General features: G+C 36.5%; 16 protein-coding genes. 6 read left to right on the top strand and 10 right to left on the bottom strand.

Annotated features, from left to right (window positions below):
• Nucleotides 1-46 precede the first annotated feature (46 nt).
• From ABN763_RS04525 to ABN763_RS04505, 5 genes are all read right to left on the bottom strand, one after another.
• Complete coding sequence (locus ABN763_RS04525; RefSeq protein ID WP_410484242.1) at nucleotides 47-2593, bottom strand: cadherin domain-containing protein; 2547 nt, start codon at nucleotides 2591-2593, stop codon at nucleotides 47-49.
• A gap of 72 nt (nucleotides 2594-2665) precedes the next feature.
• Nucleotides 2666-4657 (bottom strand): cadherin domain-containing protein, encoded by a 1992-nt coding sequence (locus tag ABN763_RS04520; RefSeq protein WP_410484241.1) that lies wholly within the window; start codon nucleotides 4655-4657, stop codon nucleotides 2666-2668.
• Nucleotides 4658-5082: 425 nt separating this feature from the next.
• The gene (locus tag ABN763_RS04515) at nucleotides 5083-5829 is read right to left on the bottom strand and encodes a LytR/AlgR family response regulator transcription factor (RefSeq protein WP_410484240.1); all 747 of its coding nucleotides are present in this window, start codon (nucleotides 5827-5829) and stop codon (nucleotides 5083-5085) included.
• A 2-nt stretch (nucleotides 5830-5831) separates the two neighbouring features.
• Nucleotides 5832-7781 (bottom strand): histidine kinase, encoded by a 1950-nt coding sequence (locus ABN763_RS04510; protein WP_410484239.1) that lies wholly within the window; start codon nucleotides 7779-7781, stop codon nucleotides 5832-5834.
• Between the two features lie 233 nt (nucleotides 7782-8014).
• Entirely contained in the window at nucleotides 8015-9880 is a 1866-nt protein-coding gene (locus ABN763_RS04505) for a cation:proton antiporter (protein WP_410484238.1), read from the bottom strand.
• A gap of 160 nt (nucleotides 9881-10040) precedes the next feature.
• Between ABN763_RS04505 and ABN763_RS04500 the strand changes: the two genes are divergently transcribed.
• The 6 genes from ABN763_RS04500 (at nucleotide 10041) to ABN763_RS04475 (ending at nucleotide 17395) form a co-directional block, all read left to right on the top strand.
• Complete coding sequence (locus ABN763_RS04500) at nucleotides 10041-10901, top strand: MBL fold metallo-hydrolase (RefSeq protein ID WP_410484237.1); 861 nt, start codon at nucleotides 10041-10043, stop codon at nucleotides 10899-10901.
• 6 nt (nucleotides 10902-10907) lie between these two features.
• A complete protein-coding gene (locus ABN763_RS04495) occupies nucleotides 10908-12494 on the top strand; it encodes a S8 family peptidase (RefSeq protein WP_410484236.1) in 1587 nt (528 codons plus the stop codon).
• Nucleotides 12495-12511: 17 nt separating this feature from the next.
• Nucleotides 12512-14389, top strand: a complete 1878-nt coding sequence (locus tag ABN763_RS04490; protein WP_410484235.1) for a M1 family metallopeptidase — start codon at nucleotides 12512-12514, stop codon at nucleotides 14387-14389.
• A 161-nt stretch (nucleotides 14390-14550) separates the two neighbouring features.
• The gene (rnpA, locus tag ABN763_RS04485) at nucleotides 14551-14937 is read left to right on the top strand and encodes a ribonuclease P protein component (RefSeq protein WP_410484234.1); all 387 of its coding nucleotides are present in this window, start codon (nucleotides 14551-14553) and stop codon (nucleotides 14935-14937) included.
• Nucleotides 14938-14966: 29 nt separating this feature from the next.
• Nucleotides 14967-15788, top strand: a complete 822-nt coding sequence (locus ABN763_RS04480; RefSeq protein WP_410484233.1) for a DUF4349 domain-containing protein — start codon at nucleotides 14967-14969, stop codon at nucleotides 15786-15788.
• Nucleotides 15758-17395, top strand: a complete 1638-nt coding sequence (locus tag ABN763_RS04475) for a S41 family peptidase (RefSeq protein ID WP_410484232.1) — start codon at nucleotides 15758-15760, stop codon at nucleotides 17393-17395. Before ABN763_RS04480 ends, ABN763_RS04475 begins: the two co-directional genes overlap by 31 nt.
• 125 nt (nucleotides 17396-17520) lie before the next feature.
• On the opposite strand, the gene ABN763_RS04470 is transcribed toward ABN763_RS04475, so the two are convergent.
• From ABN763_RS04470 to ABN763_RS04450, 5 genes are all read right to left on the bottom strand, one after another.
• A complete protein-coding gene (locus ABN763_RS04470) occupies nucleotides 17521-19032 on the bottom strand; it encodes an FG-GAP repeat domain-containing protein (RefSeq protein ID WP_410484231.1) in 1512 nt (503 codons plus the stop codon).
• Entirely contained in the window at nucleotides 19032-19487 is a 456-nt protein-coding gene (locus ABN763_RS04465; protein WP_410484230.1) for a GNAT family N-acetyltransferase, read from the bottom strand. The genes ABN763_RS04470 and ABN763_RS04465 overlap by 1 nt, the downstream gene beginning before the upstream one ends.
• On the bottom strand, nucleotides 19488-20408 hold the full coding sequence (locus ABN763_RS04460; protein WP_410484229.1) for a cation diffusion facilitator family transporter: 921 nt from the start codon (nucleotides 20406-20408) through the stop codon (nucleotides 19488-19490).
• Nucleotides 20409-20465: 57 nt separating this feature from the next.
• The gene (gene rpiB, locus ABN763_RS04455) at nucleotides 20466-20903 is read right to left on the bottom strand and encodes a ribose 5-phosphate isomerase B (protein WP_410484228.1); all 438 of its coding nucleotides are present in this window, start codon (nucleotides 20901-20903) and stop codon (nucleotides 20466-20468) included.
• A gap of 549 nt (nucleotides 20904-21452) precedes the next feature.
• A complete protein-coding gene (locus ABN763_RS04450; RefSeq protein ID WP_410484227.1) occupies nucleotides 21453-21692 on the bottom strand; it encodes a DUF2007 domain-containing protein in 240 nt (79 codons plus the stop codon).
• Nucleotides 21693-21927 lie beyond the last annotated feature (235 nt).

Here is a 21927-nt window from a genome sequence, read left to right as displayed (position 1 = left end):
TCCTTGATTTGTGAATTCATAGGAGCCTTATTTTCTGCTATTAATGTTAAAATTGAATAAAGCGTACTTGATTATTTCTAGTATCTCCCACGTACAGGTTTCCTGATGCATTTACCTCAATACCCGCTGGACGTGAAAAAGATGCTGTACTCAATGGCCCGTTGGCAGCACCGGCTTGATTACCAGCCGTAAGCGTTGTAACATCTGAATTTGAAGTGATCTTACGAATAGTGTTATTACCGCTATCTGCTACATAAATTATATCGTTACCGTCTAGTGCTAATGCTGCAGGTTCGTTAAAACGTGCAGCTGTACCATTGCCGTCAGCAAAGTCTGCAGTAAGATTCGAAGTGTCACCAGCAACTGTTCGTATTCTCCAATTTGTTGTATTTACCTTTTCAACTGACCGTATTAAATGATTACCTCGATCTGCTACGTAAATTTTTCCATTCGAATCAACCGCTACATCAACAGGATTATTAAAAAATGAACTCGAGGTAAAACTATCCTGAAAACCAGATTGACCGCTAGTATTTGCTATGGTGTTGATAAAACCTGTAGGCCCCACGATTCTGATACTGTGATTACCCACGTCGGCAACGATTAAATTATCATTAGGGTCAAAGTCTATACCTGCGGGGCGATTAAATGTTCCTGAATTTCCATTGGTAAAACCAGCCGTATTGAGTTCACCCGCAAAAACAGTTAAATCATTCGTTGTGGAATTCCATGAATAAATAACATGGCTGAAAGAATCGGCAACATACAAAACGTCATTACTATCTACGGCCAATCCTGCAGGAATTAAACGTCTTACTCCAGAAGGTCTGTTAAAGGTGAGCGTTGTCACTTGATTATTGGTATCAATTCTCTTTACGTTACTGTAATCAGAATTCAACACATAAATAATACCCTGCGAGTCTATTGCAATATGTGATGGGTTACCAAGCGCTGAATCGTTTAGCGCATCACCATCGATATCTCCTGCTATGCCATTTACGTTACCGGCAAATCTGGATACGGTTCCAGCATTTTCATCTACATCGGTTACATTAACAGTGACATTAACTACAATAGATGCCACACCGTCAGTAACGAAAAAGCTAAGTTGATGTGAAGTTTGGGTTTCAAAATCAAGATTTTGTCCCGAGTTCAATCGTAATTCACCAGAGCTAGAAATATTAAAAAGGGTGCTATTTCCTAAGTCAAATGAAAACGTAAGTGCATCTCCATCTTGATCCGTAGCCACAATTTGACCTATCAAAAAACTATCATCTATATCTTCGGCAACGGTAAATGTCTGGGCACTTGCTTCTGGAGCATCATTTTCATCAGTCACATTTATGATTACTCTGACCACAATAAAATCGGAACCATCTGATATGGAAACACTAATTTCATAAAGGCCTTTTGTTTCAAAATCCAAAATTTTATTTGGTTGTAAACGCAACTCACCCGAACTAGAAATTGTAAATAAATCATCATCGTCTATAGTGATAGCATAAGTAAGCGTATCACCATCTTGATCTGTTGCAACGATTTGGCCGATTAACGCGGTTTCATCAATATCTTCGGCAACGGTAAATGTTTGATTATTTGACGCCATAGGATTATCATTAGCATCCGTTACATTAATGGTGATATCTGCTGTTGATGTATCGGTACCATTACTAACATTAATCGACAGGGTATGACTTGTTTTGGTCTCAAAGTCTAACGCCTCCCTTGCTAGTAGACTAAGTTCACCAGAATTTGTTATTTCAAATAAAGCGTCCGTATCCGTGTTAATGCTAAACGTAAGTGTGTTTCCATCTGGATCGGTAGCGATTACTGTTCCGATAATCGAATTATCCGCAATGTTTTCTGGCGCAGTAAAACTTTGATCTGAAATGATGGGGCCACTACTCCCGCTATCATTCACATCAGTAACATTAATCGTAACATCAACGCTAGTATTTAAACTACCATCACTTACACTTATAGTAAGAACATGACTTGTTTTTGTTTCAAAATCGAGTATTTTCCCTTGTTGTAGACTAATTGCGCCACTATTTGTTATCTCAAATAAGTCATCAACATCAGTGGTGACACTATATATCAATGTATCATTTTCAGGGTCAGTTGCTGCCAATTGTCCAATAATGGTCACGTCTGTTATATCCTCTGCCGCACTATAGGTTTCATCGTTAATTTCAGGCGCTTCGTTGACATTGGTTACGTTAACCGTGAATTGCGCATTGGCGGAAGCCGTTCCATCAGTTACCGAAATTGTTAGTGTATGGCTGGTTGCTGTCTCAAAATCGAGCGTTTGACCAGAAGCCAAGCTAATGGCGCCATCATCGGTAATTTCGAATAGATTGCTGCTGTTTGTGCCAATACTAAATGTTAGGGCATCATTATCCGCATCTATAGCTACTACGGTACCAATAACCGTATTTTCATCGATTGCTTCTGAAGCATCGAAACTTTGTGCTTGAATTTCAGGAACGTTGTTCATGGGCGGTGGGGGATTGTCATCATCTTTACCGCATGACGTGACGATTAGAAAAGCACCTAATAGCAGCACCTTTCCAAGTAATGTTTTTTGTGACATAAGTAAATTTTTGAATTAAGAAACCGCCCCTTAGTTGAAAGAAAAAAGAGGGGCGGCATACCTTTAAATCATTTAAAATTCGATTTTTCTGATACTGTGATTGCTTGTGTCTACGACGAGTAAGTCTGTGCTATTTTGAAAACAAAGGGCTTTAGGCCGATTAAAAGAAGCTGCCGATAAGTCGCCATCGGTAGCGCCTGCCGCGTTTGTGGTTAAACTTATCACGTTACCGTTTGAATCGATACGTCTTATGGTATTGTTACTAGCATCTGCAACGTATATGAAGTCATTCTCATCAACCACAATTCCGGTCGGTGTATCAAACTGCGCTTGCGTTCCTTGATCATCATTAAAACCTGAGGTAGAACCGGCAACGGTAACCACATTGGTCAATGATGCATCTACGCTTCGTATTCGGTGATTTCCTGTATCAGCAACATAAATGACGCCATTAGCATCAACAGCCACGTCATTCGGACTGTTAAAACGGGCTACTGCGGAAGAACCATCTTGGTTTCCCGATTGTGTTCCTCTTCCCATAATAGTAATAACTGCATTTCCACTGCCCGTACTACTACCTACCCCACGAATAACATGGTTTCCTGAATCTGCAACCAATACCCTTCCATTATTAGCTATTGCTAAACCAGCAGGTCCGTTAAAACGAGCATTTGTACCCGGTTGATCCGTGTAGCCAGATGTACCATCGGTTGCTCCCACATGAATTCGAAATGTCGGACTTGCAGCACTTAGCCCGGTCACCATCAAGATTCGATTCCTATTAAAATCTGATATGAAAAGACGACCTCTTGGATCGACAACCAAGCCTTTACAAGTAATATCAGCAGTTCCGTTCAATACAGTTGAAGGAATGCCAAATGTGCTTACATTTCCATTTACATCTATCTTTCGAATTCTTTGATTGGCAAGATCACTTACATAAATATTTCCTTGCGCATCTTTCGCGATAGCTTCTGGTCCGTTAAATCTTGCGGTGGTTGCGATTCCATTTGTACTTCCAGAAGTGCCCGATTCCCCTGCAAAAGTAGAGACTGTACCTTGAATAGCTTCAACTACGTCAGTAACACTAATGTTAAACGTGTTGATAACGGTTTCCGTACCGTCAGTTACACTAACATCGATCGCGTGAGAAACTGCCGTTTCAAAGTCCAATGACTTGCCTGTTTGTAGCGATACATCTGTTCCATTTGTAATTTCAAACAAATCGTCAGGATCTGATTCTATCGCAAACGTAAGCGTATCGCCGTCTTGATCCGTCGCAACCAAACTGCCAATCACAAAAGTGTCATCCACGTCCTCTGCAACAGTGTATGATCCTCCTCCGAATACTGGCCGATCGTTAAAATCAGTTACATTAATAGTAATGTCAGCCTGCGTTTGAGCCATACCGTCACTTGCAATCACTGATACGACATATTGTGGTGTTGTTTCAAAGTCAAGATCTCCTTGGGCGTTGTTGACCGTTCTGATTTCACCCGTATTGCTGTTTAATTCAAAGGCAGTTACATTCCCCGCTGGATCCCAAGAAAAAGTAATCGCATCATTATCAGGATCTGTCGCTACCAATGTAGCCACCACTGCTCCTCGACCAGTCACATTTTCTTGCGCACTGAATGTCTGTGCATCGAACACGGGAGCACTATTGGTGTTTTCATCAATGTCTGTAACATTAATCGTAACAGTGGCGGTCGTTCCAAGTTCACCGTCATTTACTTCAACCTCAATTGTGTGACTTGTTTTTGTTTCAAAATCAAGTATTTTTCCTGATTCCAACGTAAGTTCGCCATCGTCAGAAACTTCAAATAAATCATCTGCATCAGTCACCAGACTAAATGTCAAATCATCATCATCCGGATCCGTCGCTTGTATCTGGCCAATTTCAGTGGTGCTACCAATGTTTTCCGCAGCAGTAAAAGTTTGTGCTTGAATAACCGGACTTGCATTTTGCGGTGGCGTCGGGTTATCGTCATCACCTCCACACGAAATTGACGCGCCAATTATCAATAAGGATAGGGCGGCCTTTGATAAAAAAGATTTGTTCATAGTACGATTTTTTAAATTCGTTTTAGATTATTGGTGCTTTTAGCCAAACCGCTGTAGCTTCTTTAGCTATAGCACATCAATGCACGAAGTTGAAGGAAAAATGAAAAGAAAACTCAGGCTAGCTTATTAACGTAGTTTTTTAGCTTATTAAAAGAGTGGAGATTGTGAAGATTCTGTTTCTAAAAGATAAATATCAGGTGTAACATACCCAGACTTATCTAGATCATGTATAATGCCGGTTTACTTGGCAGCAATAGTATATTCCCAAAAAATCTGCTGGCAGAAGTTAGGTTTTGGCAATTTCGCCCATTTACCCAATCCAAATACAGAGCCCGCTCTACTATATCTCCCCTCAAGGGCTGGCCTTTTAAGTTGTATAGGTATTTGAACCTAACTATGCGTTAAGCCTTAGTACAGCAATGTTTTTAAATATTTGAAACAATAGCAAGAAACTCATCTTTCTTTTCCTTACTGATTGACACGTGATAATCATTATCTAGTAGAATGTAACCCCCATCACTTTTTACATACTGCTTAATGTATTTAAGATTGATTAAGAAGGATTTATGCGGTTTGTAGAAATACGAAATGTCAGCTAATAAATCTGAAAAATATTTTAAAGGCTTACTTATATATAGTTGCTCCTTATTGGTTTGAATTTTGGTGTACATGCCATCGCCCTCGAATACCATAATTTCCTGCAATGCTACAAACTTAATACCGTTGGCTACGGGAAGGCCGATTTTTTTGAATTCAGAAAGTGATAAACTTTCTTTTAACTCTTGTAATTTCAAATCAATTTGAGAGCTCCCCTTTATAGCTACGCATTTTTCAACCGCCTTTTTCACTTGAGTTGGGCGTAATGGTTTTAGTAAGTAATCGACCGCTGCCAATTCAAAGGCTTGTGTCGCAAAATCATTGTAGGCTGTGGTGAATACAATTTCAAAAGTAACGGGTAAGTCCGCTAGAAAATCTAATAATTCCAAACCAGAATGATCTGGCATCTCGATGTCAAGAAAAACAATGTCAGGATTGATACTTTTAATTAGCTCCACACCCTCCAAAACATTTTTTGCGGTCTCTATCTGTTTAATTTGCTCACAATTCTCCTCTAAAATGACTTTTAGCAGATTTCTTGCTTGCGGTTCATCATCAATAATTAGTGCTATCATATCTAAATAATAGGAATATTTAAAATCACTTTGGTTCCTGACGCTTCTCCATTCATAAACAGATCCTCAATTTTGACACCAACCTTTCTCTTAGCTTCTGAATTAAATAACTCTAATCGATCTTTTGTTGCTTTTTCTGCAAACGACTTATGGGCGGCATTTCGCTTTTGTCGTAATTGTATCCCTCGTTTTCTGCCCACGCCGTTATCTTTAATTTTACAAACAACAGTATCCTCTTTGATTACGAAATAAACACTTAGTCTTTTGGTTCCCTTTTTATGTAACAGTCCGTGGCGTATAGCGTTTTCTACATAGGGTTGTACCATCATTGAAGGTATAACAATGTCACTATCATCTAGTTCATCTTCATAAATCACCTGATATTTAAAATCATCTTCGAATCGCAATGTTTCAATTTCTAGATATAACTTTAGGCTCTCAATTTCTTCTGCTAGAGAAATTCCTTTAGCATTACTTTGATTAAGATACCTTCGTATTAGATCAGAAAATCGACCTAAATAATCGCTGGCTTCATTCTTTTTATTAGTGATGATATATTCTTGAATCGAATTAAGTGCATTAAAAATAAAATGAGGATTCATCTGTGATTTCAAAGCCTTCAGCTCGCTTTCTTTATATTTTTTTTCAATATGTAACCGTTTTTGCGTTTCGGCTAATTCCGTAGCCATCAAGGCTGACTTCTTGCTGGCCTTTAACCTTGTAGTATACAGAAAAGCACTAACCAATATCAAAATTCCAATAAGTGATGCACCAATAAAGTAAGCTTGGTTCTTCTTGCTTTCTACCTTTGCTAACTTTGCATTGGCCAGAGCCGTTTCCTTTTCAGCCTTTATTTGGTTCGTTTGATATTGCGTTTGTAATTCAATCATCTTTTTATCAATCTTCACCTCCTCGTTGGCATTCCGGTTTATAATAGCTTGCTTAATTGCAAAATCAGTACTATCAGGTTGGTTATTATATGCATATAATACGCTTAAAAAGAAATTTAAACTAGACTTTTGGCTGTGATCTTCTTCACGTGCGTCTTGTACTAGGTCCTTCACAATATTTTTTGCTTGTTTGTATCTTCCATTATCTTTTAAAATAACAGCGTAGTAAAATGGGGCATTGAAATCTACCTGAATTGGTCTTTGCTCTATGGGCAGATTAATTACAGTTTCAATTAAAGACAAGGCTTCATGATGTTGACCATTGACATTTAAAAAATCAGAAAGTACTATGGTACTTTCATATATTCCATTCCCGTAATTACTTTCTTTGGCAAGTTTTAATGCTTTTTTTCCGTAAAATATAGCAGAGTCTAAAACACTTGTAGTGCGCTGACGGCTTAGTTTTAAATGCGATTGCGCGACATTAATATAAACGTCAACTAATAATTCTTTAAAATCATTTTTTTGCGCAATGTCCAATGCTTTTTTCTGGTATGTAAGAAACTCTTTATGTTGGCGGTTCAAATAATAAGCATCACCCATATCAATATAGGCTATAGTTTTAAAAAATGGCTCTTTCATTTTTTCTGACAATGCCATTTCTTGAGATGCATAAAGAAACGAACTGTCCTGTTTCTTTTCGATCAAGGCGCATTCATAAAGAATATGTAAATCCTTGAATAACGCCATGGAGTCCTTCAAAAATTCATGTGCTTCATAAGCCGCTTTACCATATATTCTTGCAGAATCTATTTGCTGAAAAATTTTGAGGGATCGCATTGCTTTAACCGATTGCATGAGTGCAAGAGATCGTTCTGTATTTTCATGCTCGGCTACCTGGATTAATCGATCTGCGGTCAACTTGGCTTTTTCCCTTGAAAACGACAACTCATTCTCAAACTGATTAAATAGCGTTAGTAACCTATTCCTTTTACCAGATTGAGTATAGCCAACACTAATCCCAAGAAAAAGTAAACAAAGAAACCTCAATAAAAATCGCATAATTTCAGTCTATGTAATCCTACGTTTTATGCCCATTAAAAGATGATCAATATGACATAATAATCGAGAAATGTATTGGCTTCATACAGATCTCGTTAAAGACTAAAATTGTCTTCACAGCAAACATAATATTTTGTAGTAGTAAAAAAAGTATTGATTTATTAAGTGCATTTGTCAACTTACTAAAATGAAATAAAAACGACTTCTACCATATTGGGAACTGTAGACAATTTTTATATCTGAACAGGCACTTCCTCCTGATCTACCTCTTCCTCAGGTAATTCAATAGGTTTTCCTAAATAAACAATTTTAAACCCTTCTTTAATCTCAATTTCGCCAGTAAGCCCGCGAGTGATAATATGTAACTCTCCTCCCGGTTCTTTTAAAAACATTGAAATTGATTCCTTTTTGCTGTTAATTGCCTCAAGTAAATCATCATATTCGGCATTGCTTTTAATATCAAGTTCGTTTATTTTAGGAAAATCCCTTGCTATTTCACTTAAGTTAATATAATCATCAGTTCCACAAAACAGGCCACCATCTGGTAGTTTACTACTATTTTTCATCTCTTGTGTCGTTACTAAGCGGAATGCACCATGCTCGCCTAATTGTTTTTCAAAGCGGTTAATTGCATATTTATTAACCGATTCACTACCTGTTAAGGCCATTAAGTATCCTATATCACTTAGTTCCACATCATTGGCTAGATCATCAGAAAATACATTTGCTGTTTCAGCATCCAAATCCATCGCTTTCGCCTTTTCGATATTTTCATTGTTGCTATCAATAAGCACAACATGTCGACCGTTTTTGTCCAAATATTTTGCAATTAAGCGGGCAACTTCGGAAGCACCTACAATTAAAATTCCCTCTGATTTGTTTAAGAAAACCCCTACTAATTTAGCAAACAAACGAGCAGTAGTTGCATTTAATAATACAGTGCCAAGCACCATAGTAAATACTAAGGGTGTAATATATTCAGCACCAGGTTCTCCTTTTAAAACAAGCTTAGTTCCAAATAGCGATGCGATGCCTGCCGCAACAATACCTCGCGGGCCCACCCAACTAATAAACAGTTTTTCATTAAATTTTAATCCGGAGCCTTGTGTGCTTAAAAAAACCCCTATCGGTCGCACTATGAAAATTACAATCGCCAGTAAAATAGCAGTATTCCAATTATAAACGAGCATTAAATCGTCAATAGTAATGTTGGCAGCTAGAAGTATAAATAAAATTGAAATTAATAAAACACTAAGTGATTCTTTAAAGTAGAGCAACTCCTTTAAACTAGGTACATCGCTATTACCCAAAAACATCCCCATCACAACAACGGCTAATAGTCCGGATTCATGAGCAAACAAATCAGACTCCACAAAAACTAATAACACTACCGAAAGTGTTGCAACATTCAGCAAGTAGTGCGGAATCCACTTCTTTTTTATAAACCAGTAAAGCGCATAACCTGCAGAAATTCCGAAAGAAAAGCCTATCAACACGATCTTACCAAATTCAATAAATGCTTGTTTCGTAAAACCACCTTCATCTCCAACACTTATAAACTCAAAAACCAAAACCGCAACCAATGCTCCAATTGGGTCGATCAAAATACCTTCCCATTTCAATACTGCAGAGATGTCTTTTTTAAGTGGAATATTCCTAAGAATAGGAGAGATTACTGTTGGTCCAGTAACAATAATTAATCCGGCAAACAACATTGATATTTGCCATGATAATCCAAAAAGATAATGCGCAGCCACGCCAGCCCCTAAAAAGGTAACGACACTGCCCAAACTGATCAGTTTTACAATAACAGGACCTACTTTTGATATCTCACTTCTTTTTAAGGTAAGACCTCCCTCAAAGAGAATAATACCAATGGCAAGCGATACAAAATGAAAGAGTCCTTCGCCAGGAAACAAACCTTTATTTCCGTCCCAAATGGGTTCTATCCACTTGGTACCATCAGCAGAAAACAAAGTAGAAACCGGACCTACTAATAGGCCGATCAAAATTAAAGGTAAAATAGCAGGGATCTTAAATTTCCATGCTACCCACTGTGCCAATATTCCTAATATGATAATGCCACCCAGTTCTAACATATCCTAAATTTTGTGTAAAATACTACTTTTTAAAAATTTACTCTCAAAAAGTGTTCTTCTTCAAGCAAAGGAATTTCTGTTAAAATCCCCCCAATTATGGTCTTATTTACAAAAAAATGTTGTCTGCTTTTAGTATTTTGCTTCGCTTTAAAAAATTCATATGAATTTGTACTCTATTGAAGCTGGGAATTTTAAATTAGACGGTGGCGCTATGTTTGGTGTTGTGCCAAAATCAATTTGGCAAAAAACCAATCCTGCTGATGCCAATAACATGATCGAGTTGGCAACTAGGTGCTTACTAATTGAAGATGGTGATCGCCTTATCCTGATCGATACAGGAATGGGTAATAAGCAATCAGAGAAGTTTTTTGGTTACTACTATTTATGGGGGGATCATAGCCTGGATACATCTCTTGAAAAAGTCGGATTTCACCGAGATGATATCACCGATGTTTTTATGACTCACTTGCATTTTGATCATTGTGGGGGTAGTGTACAATGGAATAAAGACAGAACCGGATATGAAGTGGCCTTTAAAAATGCCAGGTTTTGGACCAATGAAAGTCATTGGAAATGGGCTACTGAACCCAACAAAAGGGAAAGAGCTTCTTTTTTAAAAGAAAATTTATGGCCTATGCACGAAAGTGGTCAATTAAATTTTATTCGTAGTACAAACAGCAATATCGCCGAGACATCTGTTCTTGGTTTTGGTGTTTTCTATGCTGACGGACATACTGAAAAACAGATGCTTCCCATGATCAATTACAAGGAAAAAACTATTGTCTATATGGGTGATTTGTTACCAACAGTGGGTCACATTCCCGTACCTTATGTGATGGGTTATGACACACGCCCTTTACTAACACTATCTGAAAAAGAACAATTTCTAAAAATGGCAGCTGATGAAAACTTCTACTTATTTTTAGAGCATGATGCCCATAATCAACTAATTACTGTAAAACACACTGAAAAAGGGGTGCGACTTAATGAAACTTTTCGCGCTGATGAATTATTTAAATAAAGATTAATGAAAAAGACCATTTACTCAATAGTATCATTGCTATTGCTTACTGCTTGTGGTAGTACAAATATTGTTTCAATACCCATTGAGAATATTGATAACACACCATTAAAAGTTACTGAGCTTACTAAGGATCAGGAAAAAACATGGGGCCATCTTGATTTGATCAAAGATACCGTTCCAGGAATGAGTGTTGATAAAGCCTACAATGAGTTACTTAAAAACAAAAAAGGAAAAAAAGTAATTGTTGCCGTAATCGATTCTGGTATTGACATTGATCATGAAGATTTAGATGGTGTTATTTGGACCAACGATGATGAGGTTCCAAATAATGGAAAAGACGATGACAATAATGGGTTCGTAGACGATATACATGGGTGGAATTTCCTTGGAGACTCGTATAATGAACAATTGGAATTTGTGCGAATACTAGCAAAGAATGATACCAGCAATCCGGACTACGGAAGAGCGCAAAAGGACTTTGAAAAAGAGTATAATGAAACGGTGCAAACCAAACAAAATGTAGATCAACTTGTTCAAATTGAACCTCAAGCAAGAGCCATTATAAAACAGCATTTAGGAAAAGAAGATTTTACGGAAGAGGATGTAAAAAAAATAACTTCTGCTGATCAGGCAGTTGCCCAGTCTAAAGGCTTTTATATGTTTTTATATGAAAATGGACTTAACGCTCAAAAACTAAAAGATGCTGCTACCGATTTTGCAGATCGATTAAACTACAACTTAAAAAAAGACTTTAATGGTCGTACTCCTGTAGGTGATAATCCTTATGATATAGGTGATTCAAAATATGGAAATGGTAATGTAAAACCAGTTAAAAAAAGTGAAAGCCACGGCACTCATGTTGCTGGAATCATCGCCGCTGAACGCAACAATGGTAAAGGTGTAAATGGGGTTGCCAACAATGTAGAAATTATGGCTATTCGCGCTGTGCCTAATGGTGATGAATATGATAAAGATATTGCATTAGCTATTCGGTATGCTGTTGATAATGGTGCAAAAATTATCAATACCAGTTTTGGTAAATACTACTCGCCCAATGCAGATTGGGTATACGACGCGATTAAATATGCTGCATCAAAAGATGTACTCATTGTAAATGCCGCAGGGAACGAATCGTATAATCTGGACGATACCTCTAAAACGGTTTTTCCAAATGATCAGGTAGCTAATGGCAAGGAAATTGCTAACAATTTTTTAAGCGTTGGAGCATTAGCCAATACCTATGGAGGTGAAATGGTAGCAAGCTTTTCTAATTACGGAAAAATAAATGTAGATGTTTTCGCGCCAGGAGACGACATTTATTCGACCATGCCTGAAAACGAATATGAATTTCAGGGCGGTACTTCAATGGCTGCGCCTGCAACGGCAGGAGTCGCTGCTTTGATGCGTTCATACTATCCTAATTTAAGCGCTACTCAAGTAAAGGATATTATCATGCGTTCGGGCCTTCCGGTGACAACAAAAGTCGTGGTGGGAGAGGCTAAAGAAGCAAAACCATTTTCGGATATTTCATCATCAGGAAAAATGGTTAACGCCTATAATGCACTCGTATTAGCAAGTAAAACAAAGTAGCACCTAAGACATAAAAAATGATCAAAAGAATTATAATCGCAGCCTTTATCCTCACAACTATGGGAGTTCAAGCACAATCTAGTTATTGGCAACAACATGTTGACTATAAAATGGATGTGCAAATGAACGTGAACACTTTTCAATACACAGGTACACAAGAGTTGGTGTATACCAATAACTCTCCCGAAGTGCTAAACAGGGTATACTATCATTTATACTACAATGCATTTCAACCTGGTAGTGAAATGGATATCAGGCTTCAGAATATTGCTGATCCTGATGGAAGAATGACCCAAAACTTGGGGACAAAAGAAAATCCGAACCGCGTTAGTCGTATTAGCCAGTTATCTCCCAATGAAATAGGATATATGCATGCGGTTAGTCTCACACAAGATGGTAAGAAAGTACAGTTTGATGAGGCTGGTACAGTGCTCGAAGTAGATTTGGTGACACCGATTAATCCAGGAGAATCGACCAAATTGAATATGGAATTTAAAGGGCAGGTACCAGTTCACATTCGTCGTGCAGGCAGAAATAATAAGGAAGGTGTTGCCCTTTCAATGGCACAGTGGTATCCTAAAATGGCAGAGTATGATTTTGAAGGGTGGCACACATCTCCTTATATCGCTCGGGAGTTTCATGGTGTTTGGGGTGACTTTGACGTAAAAATCACTTTAGATAAAAACTACACCATAGGCGGGTCGGGATACCTTCAAAACCCTAATGAAATTGGCCATGGATATGAAGATGAAGGGGTAAAGGTTAAAAAACAAAGGGGTAAAACACTGACTTGGCATTTTAAAGCTCCAAACGTTCATGATTTTACCTGGGCAGCAGACGCAGAATATGTTCATGATAAATTGGTAACTCCTAGTGGTGTTACGCTTCATTTCTTTTATAAAAATAAGAAGGACGATACCACTTTTATGGCTAATTGGAAAAAGTTACAACCCGATACAGCCAAGTTGCTTGACTTTTTTAATAAAAATGTTGGCGAATATCCGTACAAACAATATTCTGTAATTCAAGGCGGAGACGGTGGTATGGAATATGCCATGTGTACCTTAATTACCGGAGAACGAAGATACGGAAGCCTTTTTGGCGTCACCGCTCATGAAATGGCGCACTCTTGGTTTCAGCACGTTTTGGCAACTAACGAATCGAAACACGAATGGATGGATGAAGGTTTTACCAGTTTTATTTCTGAATTAGCGGAAGATAAAATAACTGGCGCAAATAAGCAGAACCCTTTTGAAGGAACCTATCGAGGCTACTTTAGTCTAGCGGCCTCCGGCAAAGAAATGCCTCAAACAACCCATGCAGACCGTTTTGTAGATAATTTTGCTTATGGAAGATCAGCATACAGCAAAGGAGCTGTTTTCCTTGCACAATTAGGATATGTCATTGGTCAGGATAATTTGATGAAGACGCTTAAAAAGTATTATGCTGATTTCAAATTCAAACACCCTACGCCTAATGATATTAAACGAACTGCAGAAAAGATTTCAGGAATTCATTTAGACTGGTACTTAACGGATTGGACCCAAACCACCAACACCATTGATTATGGCATCAAATCTTTAGAAGACAAAAACGGAAAAACAGCTGTTACCTTAGAGCGTATCGGGCTTATGCCAATGCCTATTGATATTATTGTCATTTACAAAGATGGAACAAGAGAATCGTTTTATGCACCGTTACGAATGATGCGTGGTGAAAAAGAAAATCCGTATCCTGCAATTAGCCGTACCGTTTTAGACGATTGGCCTTGGGCATATCCAACCTATACTTTTGAGATCAATAAGCCTAAAAGCAGTATTGCAACTATCGTAATCGACCCTTCAGAACTGATGGCTGATGTTGACAAACGAAATAACTTTATACAGCAGCAGTAAACCTATTATAGACTTAAATAAAATCCGCCTTAGGGCGGATTTCTTATTTTTGAATTGATAATCACATATGTCTTCGGAGGCCTTCCATTAAATTAAACGTCATTTCCCTAAGAATTCCTTTTAGGCCCCTCCCTAGATTGTTGACTATATCCTAATTCTCATTGAATCAGAAATACCCACATAGCGAAAAACTAAAGAGCCAAAAGCTAATTGAGAAGGTTTTTGCTGAAGGAAAGTCAGTAAGTCAATTTCCTCTGAAAATGGTGTATTTAGCGACGCCCTTAAATACCTCTAGCCCGTTACAAGTTGGCGTATCTGCCCCAAGACGAAAGTTTAAAAAAGCTGTCACTAGAAATCGAATAAAACGATTAATGCGAGAATCGTACCGATTAAATAAGCACCTTATTTTTAACAACTTGCCAACATCCTACGCTTGTATGATTTTGTATCTTGGCAATGAAGAGCCTACATTTAAAGGCCTTCAAATAACAACGCAAAAACTATTTAAGAAGTTTTTGGAAAAAGAAAAGTCGAACCAACCAGGCTAATTGTTTCAACATTTTAAACACCTTATTTTATGAAAAAGTACGTTTGGTTCGTTCTGTGTTTGTTCATTTTTTCATGCGGCGACGAGAATTCTGGTAATGCTTCGCGAGAATTTGCTATTACTGAGAATTTATTGGCTGACACCGAATACGATGTTGCTCCTTCGCCTACAGAAGCTGTTCAGGCTGTAGTCGAGCAAAAGCTAATCCGCGAAGCTTATCTTCGATTTCAAACTCAAAATATAGATACCACTTTTAAAAACATAAGCGCTTATGTAAAACAAAGTGGTGGATACATTCAAAATGATCGGTCTGATAAAAGTTATAATCAGCTAACCAGAACTTTAATTGTTCGGATACCGAATAAAAATTTCAATAAGGTTGTTAACGATATTGACAATGATGTTGAGTATTTCGATTCTAAGAATATCTCGTCTAGAGATGTCACTGAAGAATTTATTGACCTAGAAGCCAGGCTAAAGGCCAAAAAAATACTTGAAGAACGATATTTACAGTTATTAACCAAAGCAAAAAATGTAAAAGAAATTCTTGATATTGAGCGTGAACTTTCTAAGATTCGAGAAGAAATAGAAGCCAAACAAGGCCGACTAAAATATTTAGAAAATAAGGTTTCGATGAGCACACTTACCATCGAATTTTATAAAATAACTAGTAACACTGGAGTGACCGTTTCTTATGGTTCAAAAATGTGGAATGCTGTAAAATCAGGCTTTGATAGCATGTCGTCATTCTTCTTGTTTTTGTTAAACATCTGGCCATTCCTTATTATTGTTACTATCTTAACCTATTATATCAGAAAAAAATGGAAAAAATCTCGTTCAAAAAAAGAGTAGTTATTCCTGTTCTTGCCATTGTAATTTTATTTACTGGCGCCTCATTTAAGTCAGACTTTTTTGAGATCGCAAAACAAATAGAGATCTTCACTACTCTCTTTAAAGAACTCAACATGAATTATGTTGATGAAACCAACCCAGCACAATTAATGGACAATGCCATTAAGGGTATGTTGGGTAATCTTGATCCCTATACGCAGTATTATAACGAACAAGATGTAGAGGCCAGTAAGATTAGAAATAGTGGTGAATACTCAGGTATTGGGGCTCTCGTAAGGCGGCATGACAACAAAATGATCATAGTTGAGCCTTATAAAGATTATCCGGCAGATAAGGCCGGATTAAAAGCCGGTGATGAAGTTATTCAAGTTGGTGATGTTGTTATTGCCGATTTTAAAGATGAAACTAGTGAGTTGTTAAAAGGTGCTACTAACAGTGAAGTAAAAATCACGTACAAACGTCAAGGCAAAACACAAACTACATCATTAAAAAGAAGTGATATCGAGATCGACGCCGTCCCTTTTTATAAAATGATGAATGAAGATACTGGTTATATTGTTTTGGCGAAGTTCAACAGAAAAGCTTTTGCCCAAACTAAAGAAGCAGTGATTACGTTAAAAGAGGATGGTGCAAAAAAATTAGTGCTTGACCTAAGAAGTAATCCTGGGGGTTTGCTAAATGAGGCAATTAAGATTGTCAATTTGTTTGTTGATAAGGGCCAAGTAATAGTGAGTACCCAATCTCATATTAAAAAATATAACAAAGAGTATAAAAGCAGAATGCAACCCTTAGACACTGAAATCCCCCTAGTAGTGTTGGTTAATGACCGCAGTGCATCAGCTTCTGAGATCGTTTCAGGCGCATTGCAAGATTTAGATCGTGCGGTGGTAGTAGGGAATCGCAGTTTTGGTAAAGGGCTGGTGCAACGGCCTAAAAAGCTTACTTACGGCACCCAACTTAAAGTAACAATTTCTAGATACTATACACCTTCAGGAAGATGTATTCAAGCGTTAGATTATTGGAATAGGGATGAGTTTGGTAATGCAACTAGAACCGCCGAAAAAGACTATAAGGCATTTAAAACCAAAAAAGGTCGCGAAGTGTATGATGGCGGTGGTATTGAACCTGATGTAAAAATGGCAAGTTCTGAAACCTCCCCGCTCGTAAAATCGCTTATCGCTAACTACGTGATTTTTGATTATGCTACTAAATACTACTACGACAATCCGAATAAGAGTATGGACTCTTTTGTATTTACTGACGCAGATTATGCTTCATTTAAAACTTTTGTTGCCAAAAAGGGCATTGCTTATGAAACGGTTACAGAAAAGCGTTTAAAAGCATTATTAGAATCAGCGAAATTAGAAAAACTTGAAAATGCGGTTAATAAAGATTATAACGATATGCTTGCGAGTTTGTCAAAAAGTAAGATAAGTGCATTAGATGATTACAAAAAAGTCATTAAAAAAGAACTAGCTGATGAAATTGTAAAACGCTATGCCTACCGTGAAGGTCTTTATAAATATCACTTACAAAATGATGAAACAGTAAGTAAAGCTGGAGAGTTGTTAAGTGATGAAAGTAAGTATCTGGCAATTTTAGAGTAAAATATATTAGATTGAGTTAGAAGAAAAGTTAATATATAAGGAAACCAACCCATAAATGGGTTGGTTTTTCTTTTTGTCAGTATAAACACTTCTTTCTAAAACATAAAACGAAAAAACAACAACGGCTACTTTAGCTTGTTTTCTAAAATTATTGCATCAATCGAGCCTTCATTCCACCCTTTTGAGAGTGTATCTGGAACCGGGGTAAATACATATGAAAAAGAACTTAGTACAATATCTAAATCACCATCCCGATCTACATCTCCGGCGTCCATCAAGAACCAACGTCCCAAAGCATGTTCTTTTATTGTATAGCTTTTAAATTGGTAATTCGATGCCTCTTCATTTTCTAGGTAAACGAAAGATAGCTCTGGTTTTTTGTCATAATCAGGAAAAGTAGAAATTAACGCAAAGTCAATATCCCCATCCTGATCAAAATCACGGGCTAGTAGACGCGTTGCCCCGTTTAAAGAATAGAAATAGGTTTCTTCAAAATTATTGTTTCCATCATTAATATGAATCCGCATACCGTGATAGGGTTTATGTACGTATGATTTATCTGCGTTATCTCCGTTAACCGTGATGATGTCCTTAAATCCGTCTTTATTATAATCAACTAACTCAAACCAACTGCTACCATAAATTGGGCTAAATCGTATCACTTTTTCCGCGCGAAATTCCAAGGGTTTTTCTTGGTATAAAATGGTCATTGACTCATCTCCTTGAGAAGTAATAGCAATAATATCGGCTAATCCATTGTTGTCCATATCTTCGACTAACGTTCTAATAGCTCCTGGTTGGGCTAGTAACGTTTTCTTATCATATGCTCCCTGTTCGTTTTCAATAAGAATAGAGAGTTCACCAACAAGGTTCCCAAATTCGCAAACAACTAATTCATCTTTTCCATTACCATCAAAATCATATACTGTATTATGCACTGGTCTATGCAGTGTGTTTTTAAGTCTTGTTTCACTTGGTCCTTTCTTTTTTACAATGGCACCTGATGCTATTTCTGAAGGATCCAATTTACCTACTTCTGTCACATAGGCTATACTGTCTTTTTCATCATAATCAACCACTCCGGTTTCAAAATTTCCTAAACGCTCGTTTTTCTTTGAGGCAAAATCATACTCAAATAGCCCCCCCATAATAGTCCCGTTTTTTAAGGTGTTTTTTTCTTTATCGTATTCTAAATAAGTGATAAAGGTTCCAGGATTTTTGTCTAAACTAATAGGTATTGTTTCAAAAGAGGTTAGGGTAGAAGTATCTACTTCTGGAGCAGTTGATACTAATGAGTCCGGAGCATTATCTATAATGTAGGACTTCAACAACGCCCAGTCTTCAGCACCTATTATAGGTTTTAATGGATAAATACCGGTTTTTAAAACAGCCTCTTGGTCTCTAAAACTCAACCCTTTCATAGGATTATAGCTGCTATCCTTTATTCCCATTCTAGCACCCATATCTGGTAAAATAGCTTCGGCCCATATGTTTTTAGGTAGCGATTGTATAGAGGGTGCTACATGGCAACTTGCACAATGCAACTTGTACAATGCCTCTTGTTTTTTTATTTGATTGGATTGTTGACAAGCTAAAAAAAGCATTGCTATAAATAGTAGTCCGATTGTTTTATTCATTAGTTGGTTTTGATCATTGCTATATGCGGTATTCCATCTTCTAAATATTCATTTCCTGTTTGATGAAAACCGTGTGAGTAATAAAAGTCTTTTAAATATGTCTGTGCCGAAATTTTTATGGTAGATTCTTTAAAGTGTTCTCTAATTGCTTCAATACTTACTTTTACCAAATCGTGACCATAACCGTATTTCCGTTCATCTTTTTGAACAACTATACGGCCCATACTTGCATTTTCAAAATAATCTCCCGCATTAAAAATCCGACTGTAAGCAATAATTTTTTCGTTTTTTAAACCTACAACATGTATCGCTTTTTTGTCCTTACCATCAACATCTTGATACGCACATTCTTGTTCAACAACAAACACTTCAGCTCGTAGCTGTAAAATGGAATAAAGCTCATTTATACTGAGCTCTTGAAATGGTTTTATTTTAAACTTTAATGGTGTATTCATCTAATCTTGTACAATAACATCCTTTGCATCGCATTTACCAAACTCTGGCTGAATATTAACATGATTGATATCAAAATCGTGATAAAGGAGTTCTTCAATGGTATTCAAAATGCGATCAAATTCTGAAAGTTGGATATCTTCATCAAAATCAATATGAGCTTCTAAATGCACTTCATTTTCATTTAATTGCCAAACATGTATATGATGCATATTTTTTACTGAGGGAATATTTACAACGGCTTCTACAATTTTTTTGATATTAATCTCTTCTGGAGTAAACAACATAAGCACTCTAGTTGATGAACGCAAAAGGTCATAACCCATATAAATAAGATAAATTCCTATTAGTAAGGTTAATACACTGTCAATCCAAAAAACATCAAAAAACTTCATTAACAGTCCGCCTATCAATACTGCTACCGATGCCATCATGTCAGTCAATAAATGCAAATATGCCGATTTCATGTTCATATTAGTATCAGCATCTTTTTTTAACAATAGTACACTAAAACCATTTGCAACGATGCCTAGTAGTGACATCCAAATGACAAGATTCGATCCTATTTCTTCTGGATTTTGAAACCGTTTTACCGCTTCTATTATCAATAAAACAGCCACAACTACCAAAGTAGACGAATTAACAAAGGCGGCAATTATCTCTGCTCGTTTATAACCAAATGTTTTATTAGTTGACGCTTTTTTTTGAGACAATTTATTAGCAACATAACTAATAATTAAAGACAGGACATCACTAAAGTTATGAAGTGCGTCAGAGAGCAATGCCAGGCTCCCAGAAACAATACCACCTATTACCTGAGCAAGGGTAATAAGTATATTTAGAAAGATAGAGATAAGTAAATTTTTACCTTTTAAATTCCCATGATGGTGGTGAACATGATTATGGTTATGTGTGTGTGCCATTGTATCCTTTAAAATTAGGATAAAAACGGCTTAATCAACTATTTCGAAATAGGAATTTTAGCAAGATAATTCGCTAATTTTTTTAACCCTGTTCTCATGTCTTCCACCTTCAAAGTTGGTCTTAAAAAAGGTTTCAACCATTGCAACAGCCTGCGGTAAAGAAGTAAATCTTGCAGGAATACAAAGCACATTCGCATTATTGTGTTGTCTAGTTAGCTCAACAATTTCTTTGGTCCAACATAAGCCTGCACGCACCTTCGAATATTTATTGGCTGTCATAGCAACACCGTTACCGCTGCCACAAATTAAAATACCAAAATCAGCTTTTCCTTGATGAATATCACTTGCAACAGGATGTACAAAATCAGGATAGTCAACACTACCATTTTCATTGGTACCATAATTAGTTATTTCGTAACCTTGTTCTTTTAGCTTATCAACAATTGTTAATTTGTATTCAGTACCCGCGTGATCGTTACCAATGGCTATTTTCATGATGTTGGTTTCAATTTTTAAACTCTATTATCAACAACAAAGTTACTTTTTAAGCTTTTATATTATTCTTAAATCGTGAATAATTTACACACAGTTAATAGTTGGTTAATAACTAAGACATGACTGTTGTTTATATTTATTCATGAATTTGGATAACTATTTTTTGATTATTCACAAATATTAGTAAGCAAGATGTTAGTGAGAATTTCCAAATTTTTTATTTCTTTTTTATAAGTGAGAAATAATCAAAATCCATCTCTCTTATTAACCAAATTTGCCTCTAATTTTATCAAAAATCTACTGTTTATTTGATTTGTCAACAACTGTTAAGTAATCCATTAAAAACACTTTAAACCAATGCTTTAAATATTTTATAAGATGTTAATTACTGTTGATTCATTTTAATAAATGAAATTTACAAGACACTGCTAAAAAAGATATGCCAGCTATTAACACCCTATAATCATCATCATTTTATTTTAAATTTTAAAAAGAAAAAATGAATTGATGTTTAATATTGTTGATAAACCTTTTTATTGAAAAGTAAACTTAAACAATGTTTAGAGGAGAACTATTATTAAAATCTGTTATGAGTTGTTTTACGTAATCAACGTAGTCTTCGTGAACCTTTAAGTGTATACCTCCTAAAGCATTTGAATAGAAAGGAGCTACCTGAATCATAGTCTCATTTTCAAATATATGAGGTATCCCTTCTTCTTGCAATTTTGCTTTTAAGATGGCATATTCGAAAGGGTAGGTGTATGTGGCAACAACTCTAAAGTTTTGCATAACAGGATTTTATTAAAAAAATGAAGTTATGAAATTTTCGGAAGAACGACTTTTTGTAGTGTCACTTTTTGAGTGTTGTTTATTACATCTTCGGTATGCGTATTAGTTTCATCGGTTAACGAGTTATTGATGTAACCCATAAATACCCCAATTCCTATCAAGAAAATGATAATAAAAAAGATGATTATTTTATGAACACGTTTCACTATTTGTGATTGATTGATTGATGATTGTT

It is taken from the genome of Spongiivirga sp. MCCC 1A20706 (assembly GCF_046524175.1).
GTDB lineage: Bacteria > Bacteroidota > Bacteroidia > Flavobacteriales > Flavobacteriaceae > Spongiivirga.
The sequence above is the reverse complement of the archived record's forward strand: the minus strand, read 5'-3'. Positions and strand labels throughout refer to the sequence as shown.

What these genes read in the sequence shown, in the direction of transcription:
- ABN763_RS04520 (WP_410484241.1), bottom strand. Translation starts at nt 4,657, where the DNA reads ATGAACAAATCTTTTTTATCAAAGGCCGCCCTATCCTTATTGATAATT.
- ABN763_RS04500 (WP_410484237.1), top strand. Translation starts at nt 10,041, where the DNA reads ATGAATTTGTACTCTATTGAAGCTGGGAATTTTAAATTAGACGGTGGC.
- ABN763_RS04480 (WP_410484233.1), top strand. Translation starts at nt 14,967, where the DNA reads ATGAAAAAGTACGTTTGGTTCGTTCTGTGTTTGTTCATTTTTTCATGC.
- ABN763_RS04505 (WP_410484238.1), bottom strand. Translation starts at nt 9,880, where the DNA reads ATGTTAGAACTGGGTGGCATTATCATATTAGGAATATTGGCACAGTGG.
- rpiB (WP_410484228.1), bottom strand. Translation starts at nt 20,903, where the DNA reads ATGAAAATAGCCATTGGTAACGATCACGCGGGTACTGAATACAAATTA.
- ABN763_RS04510 (WP_410484239.1), bottom strand. Translation starts at nt 7,781, where the DNA reads ATGCGATTTTTATTGAGGTTTCTTTGTTTACTTTTTCTTGGGATTAGT.
- ABN763_RS04525 (WP_410484242.1), bottom strand. Translation starts at nt 2,593, where the DNA reads ATGTCACAAAAAACATTACTTGGAAAGGTGCTGCTATTAGGTGCTTTT.
- ABN763_RS04495 (WP_410484236.1), top strand. Translation starts at nt 10,908, where the DNA reads ATGAAAAAGACCATTTACTCAATAGTATCATTGCTATTGCTTACTGCT.
- ABN763_RS04460 (WP_410484229.1), bottom strand. Translation starts at nt 20,408, where the DNA reads ATGGCACACACACATAACCATAATCATGTTCACCACCATCATGGGAAT.
- ABN763_RS04465 (WP_410484230.1), bottom strand. Translation starts at nt 19,487, where the DNA reads ATGAATACACCATTAAAGTTTAAAATAAAACCATTTCAAGAGCTCAGT.
- ABN763_RS04470 (WP_410484231.1), bottom strand. Translation starts at nt 19,032, where the DNA reads ATGAATAAAACAATCGGACTACTATTTATAGCAATGCTTTTTTTAGCT.
- ABN763_RS04515 (WP_410484240.1), bottom strand. Translation starts at nt 5,829, where the DNA reads ATGATAGCACTAATTATTGATGATGAACCGCAAGCAAGAAATCTGCTA.
- ABN763_RS04490 (WP_410484235.1), top strand. Translation starts at nt 12,512, where the DNA reads ATGATCAAAAGAATTATAATCGCAGCCTTTATCCTCACAACTATGGGA.
- ABN763_RS04475 (WP_410484232.1), top strand. Translation starts at nt 15,758, where the DNA reads ATGGAAAAAATCTCGTTCAAAAAAAGAGTAGTTATTCCTGTTCTTGCC.
- ABN763_RS04450 (WP_410484227.1), bottom strand. Translation starts at nt 21,692, where the DNA reads ATGCAAAACTTTAGAGTTGTTGCCACATACACCTACCCTTTCGAATAT.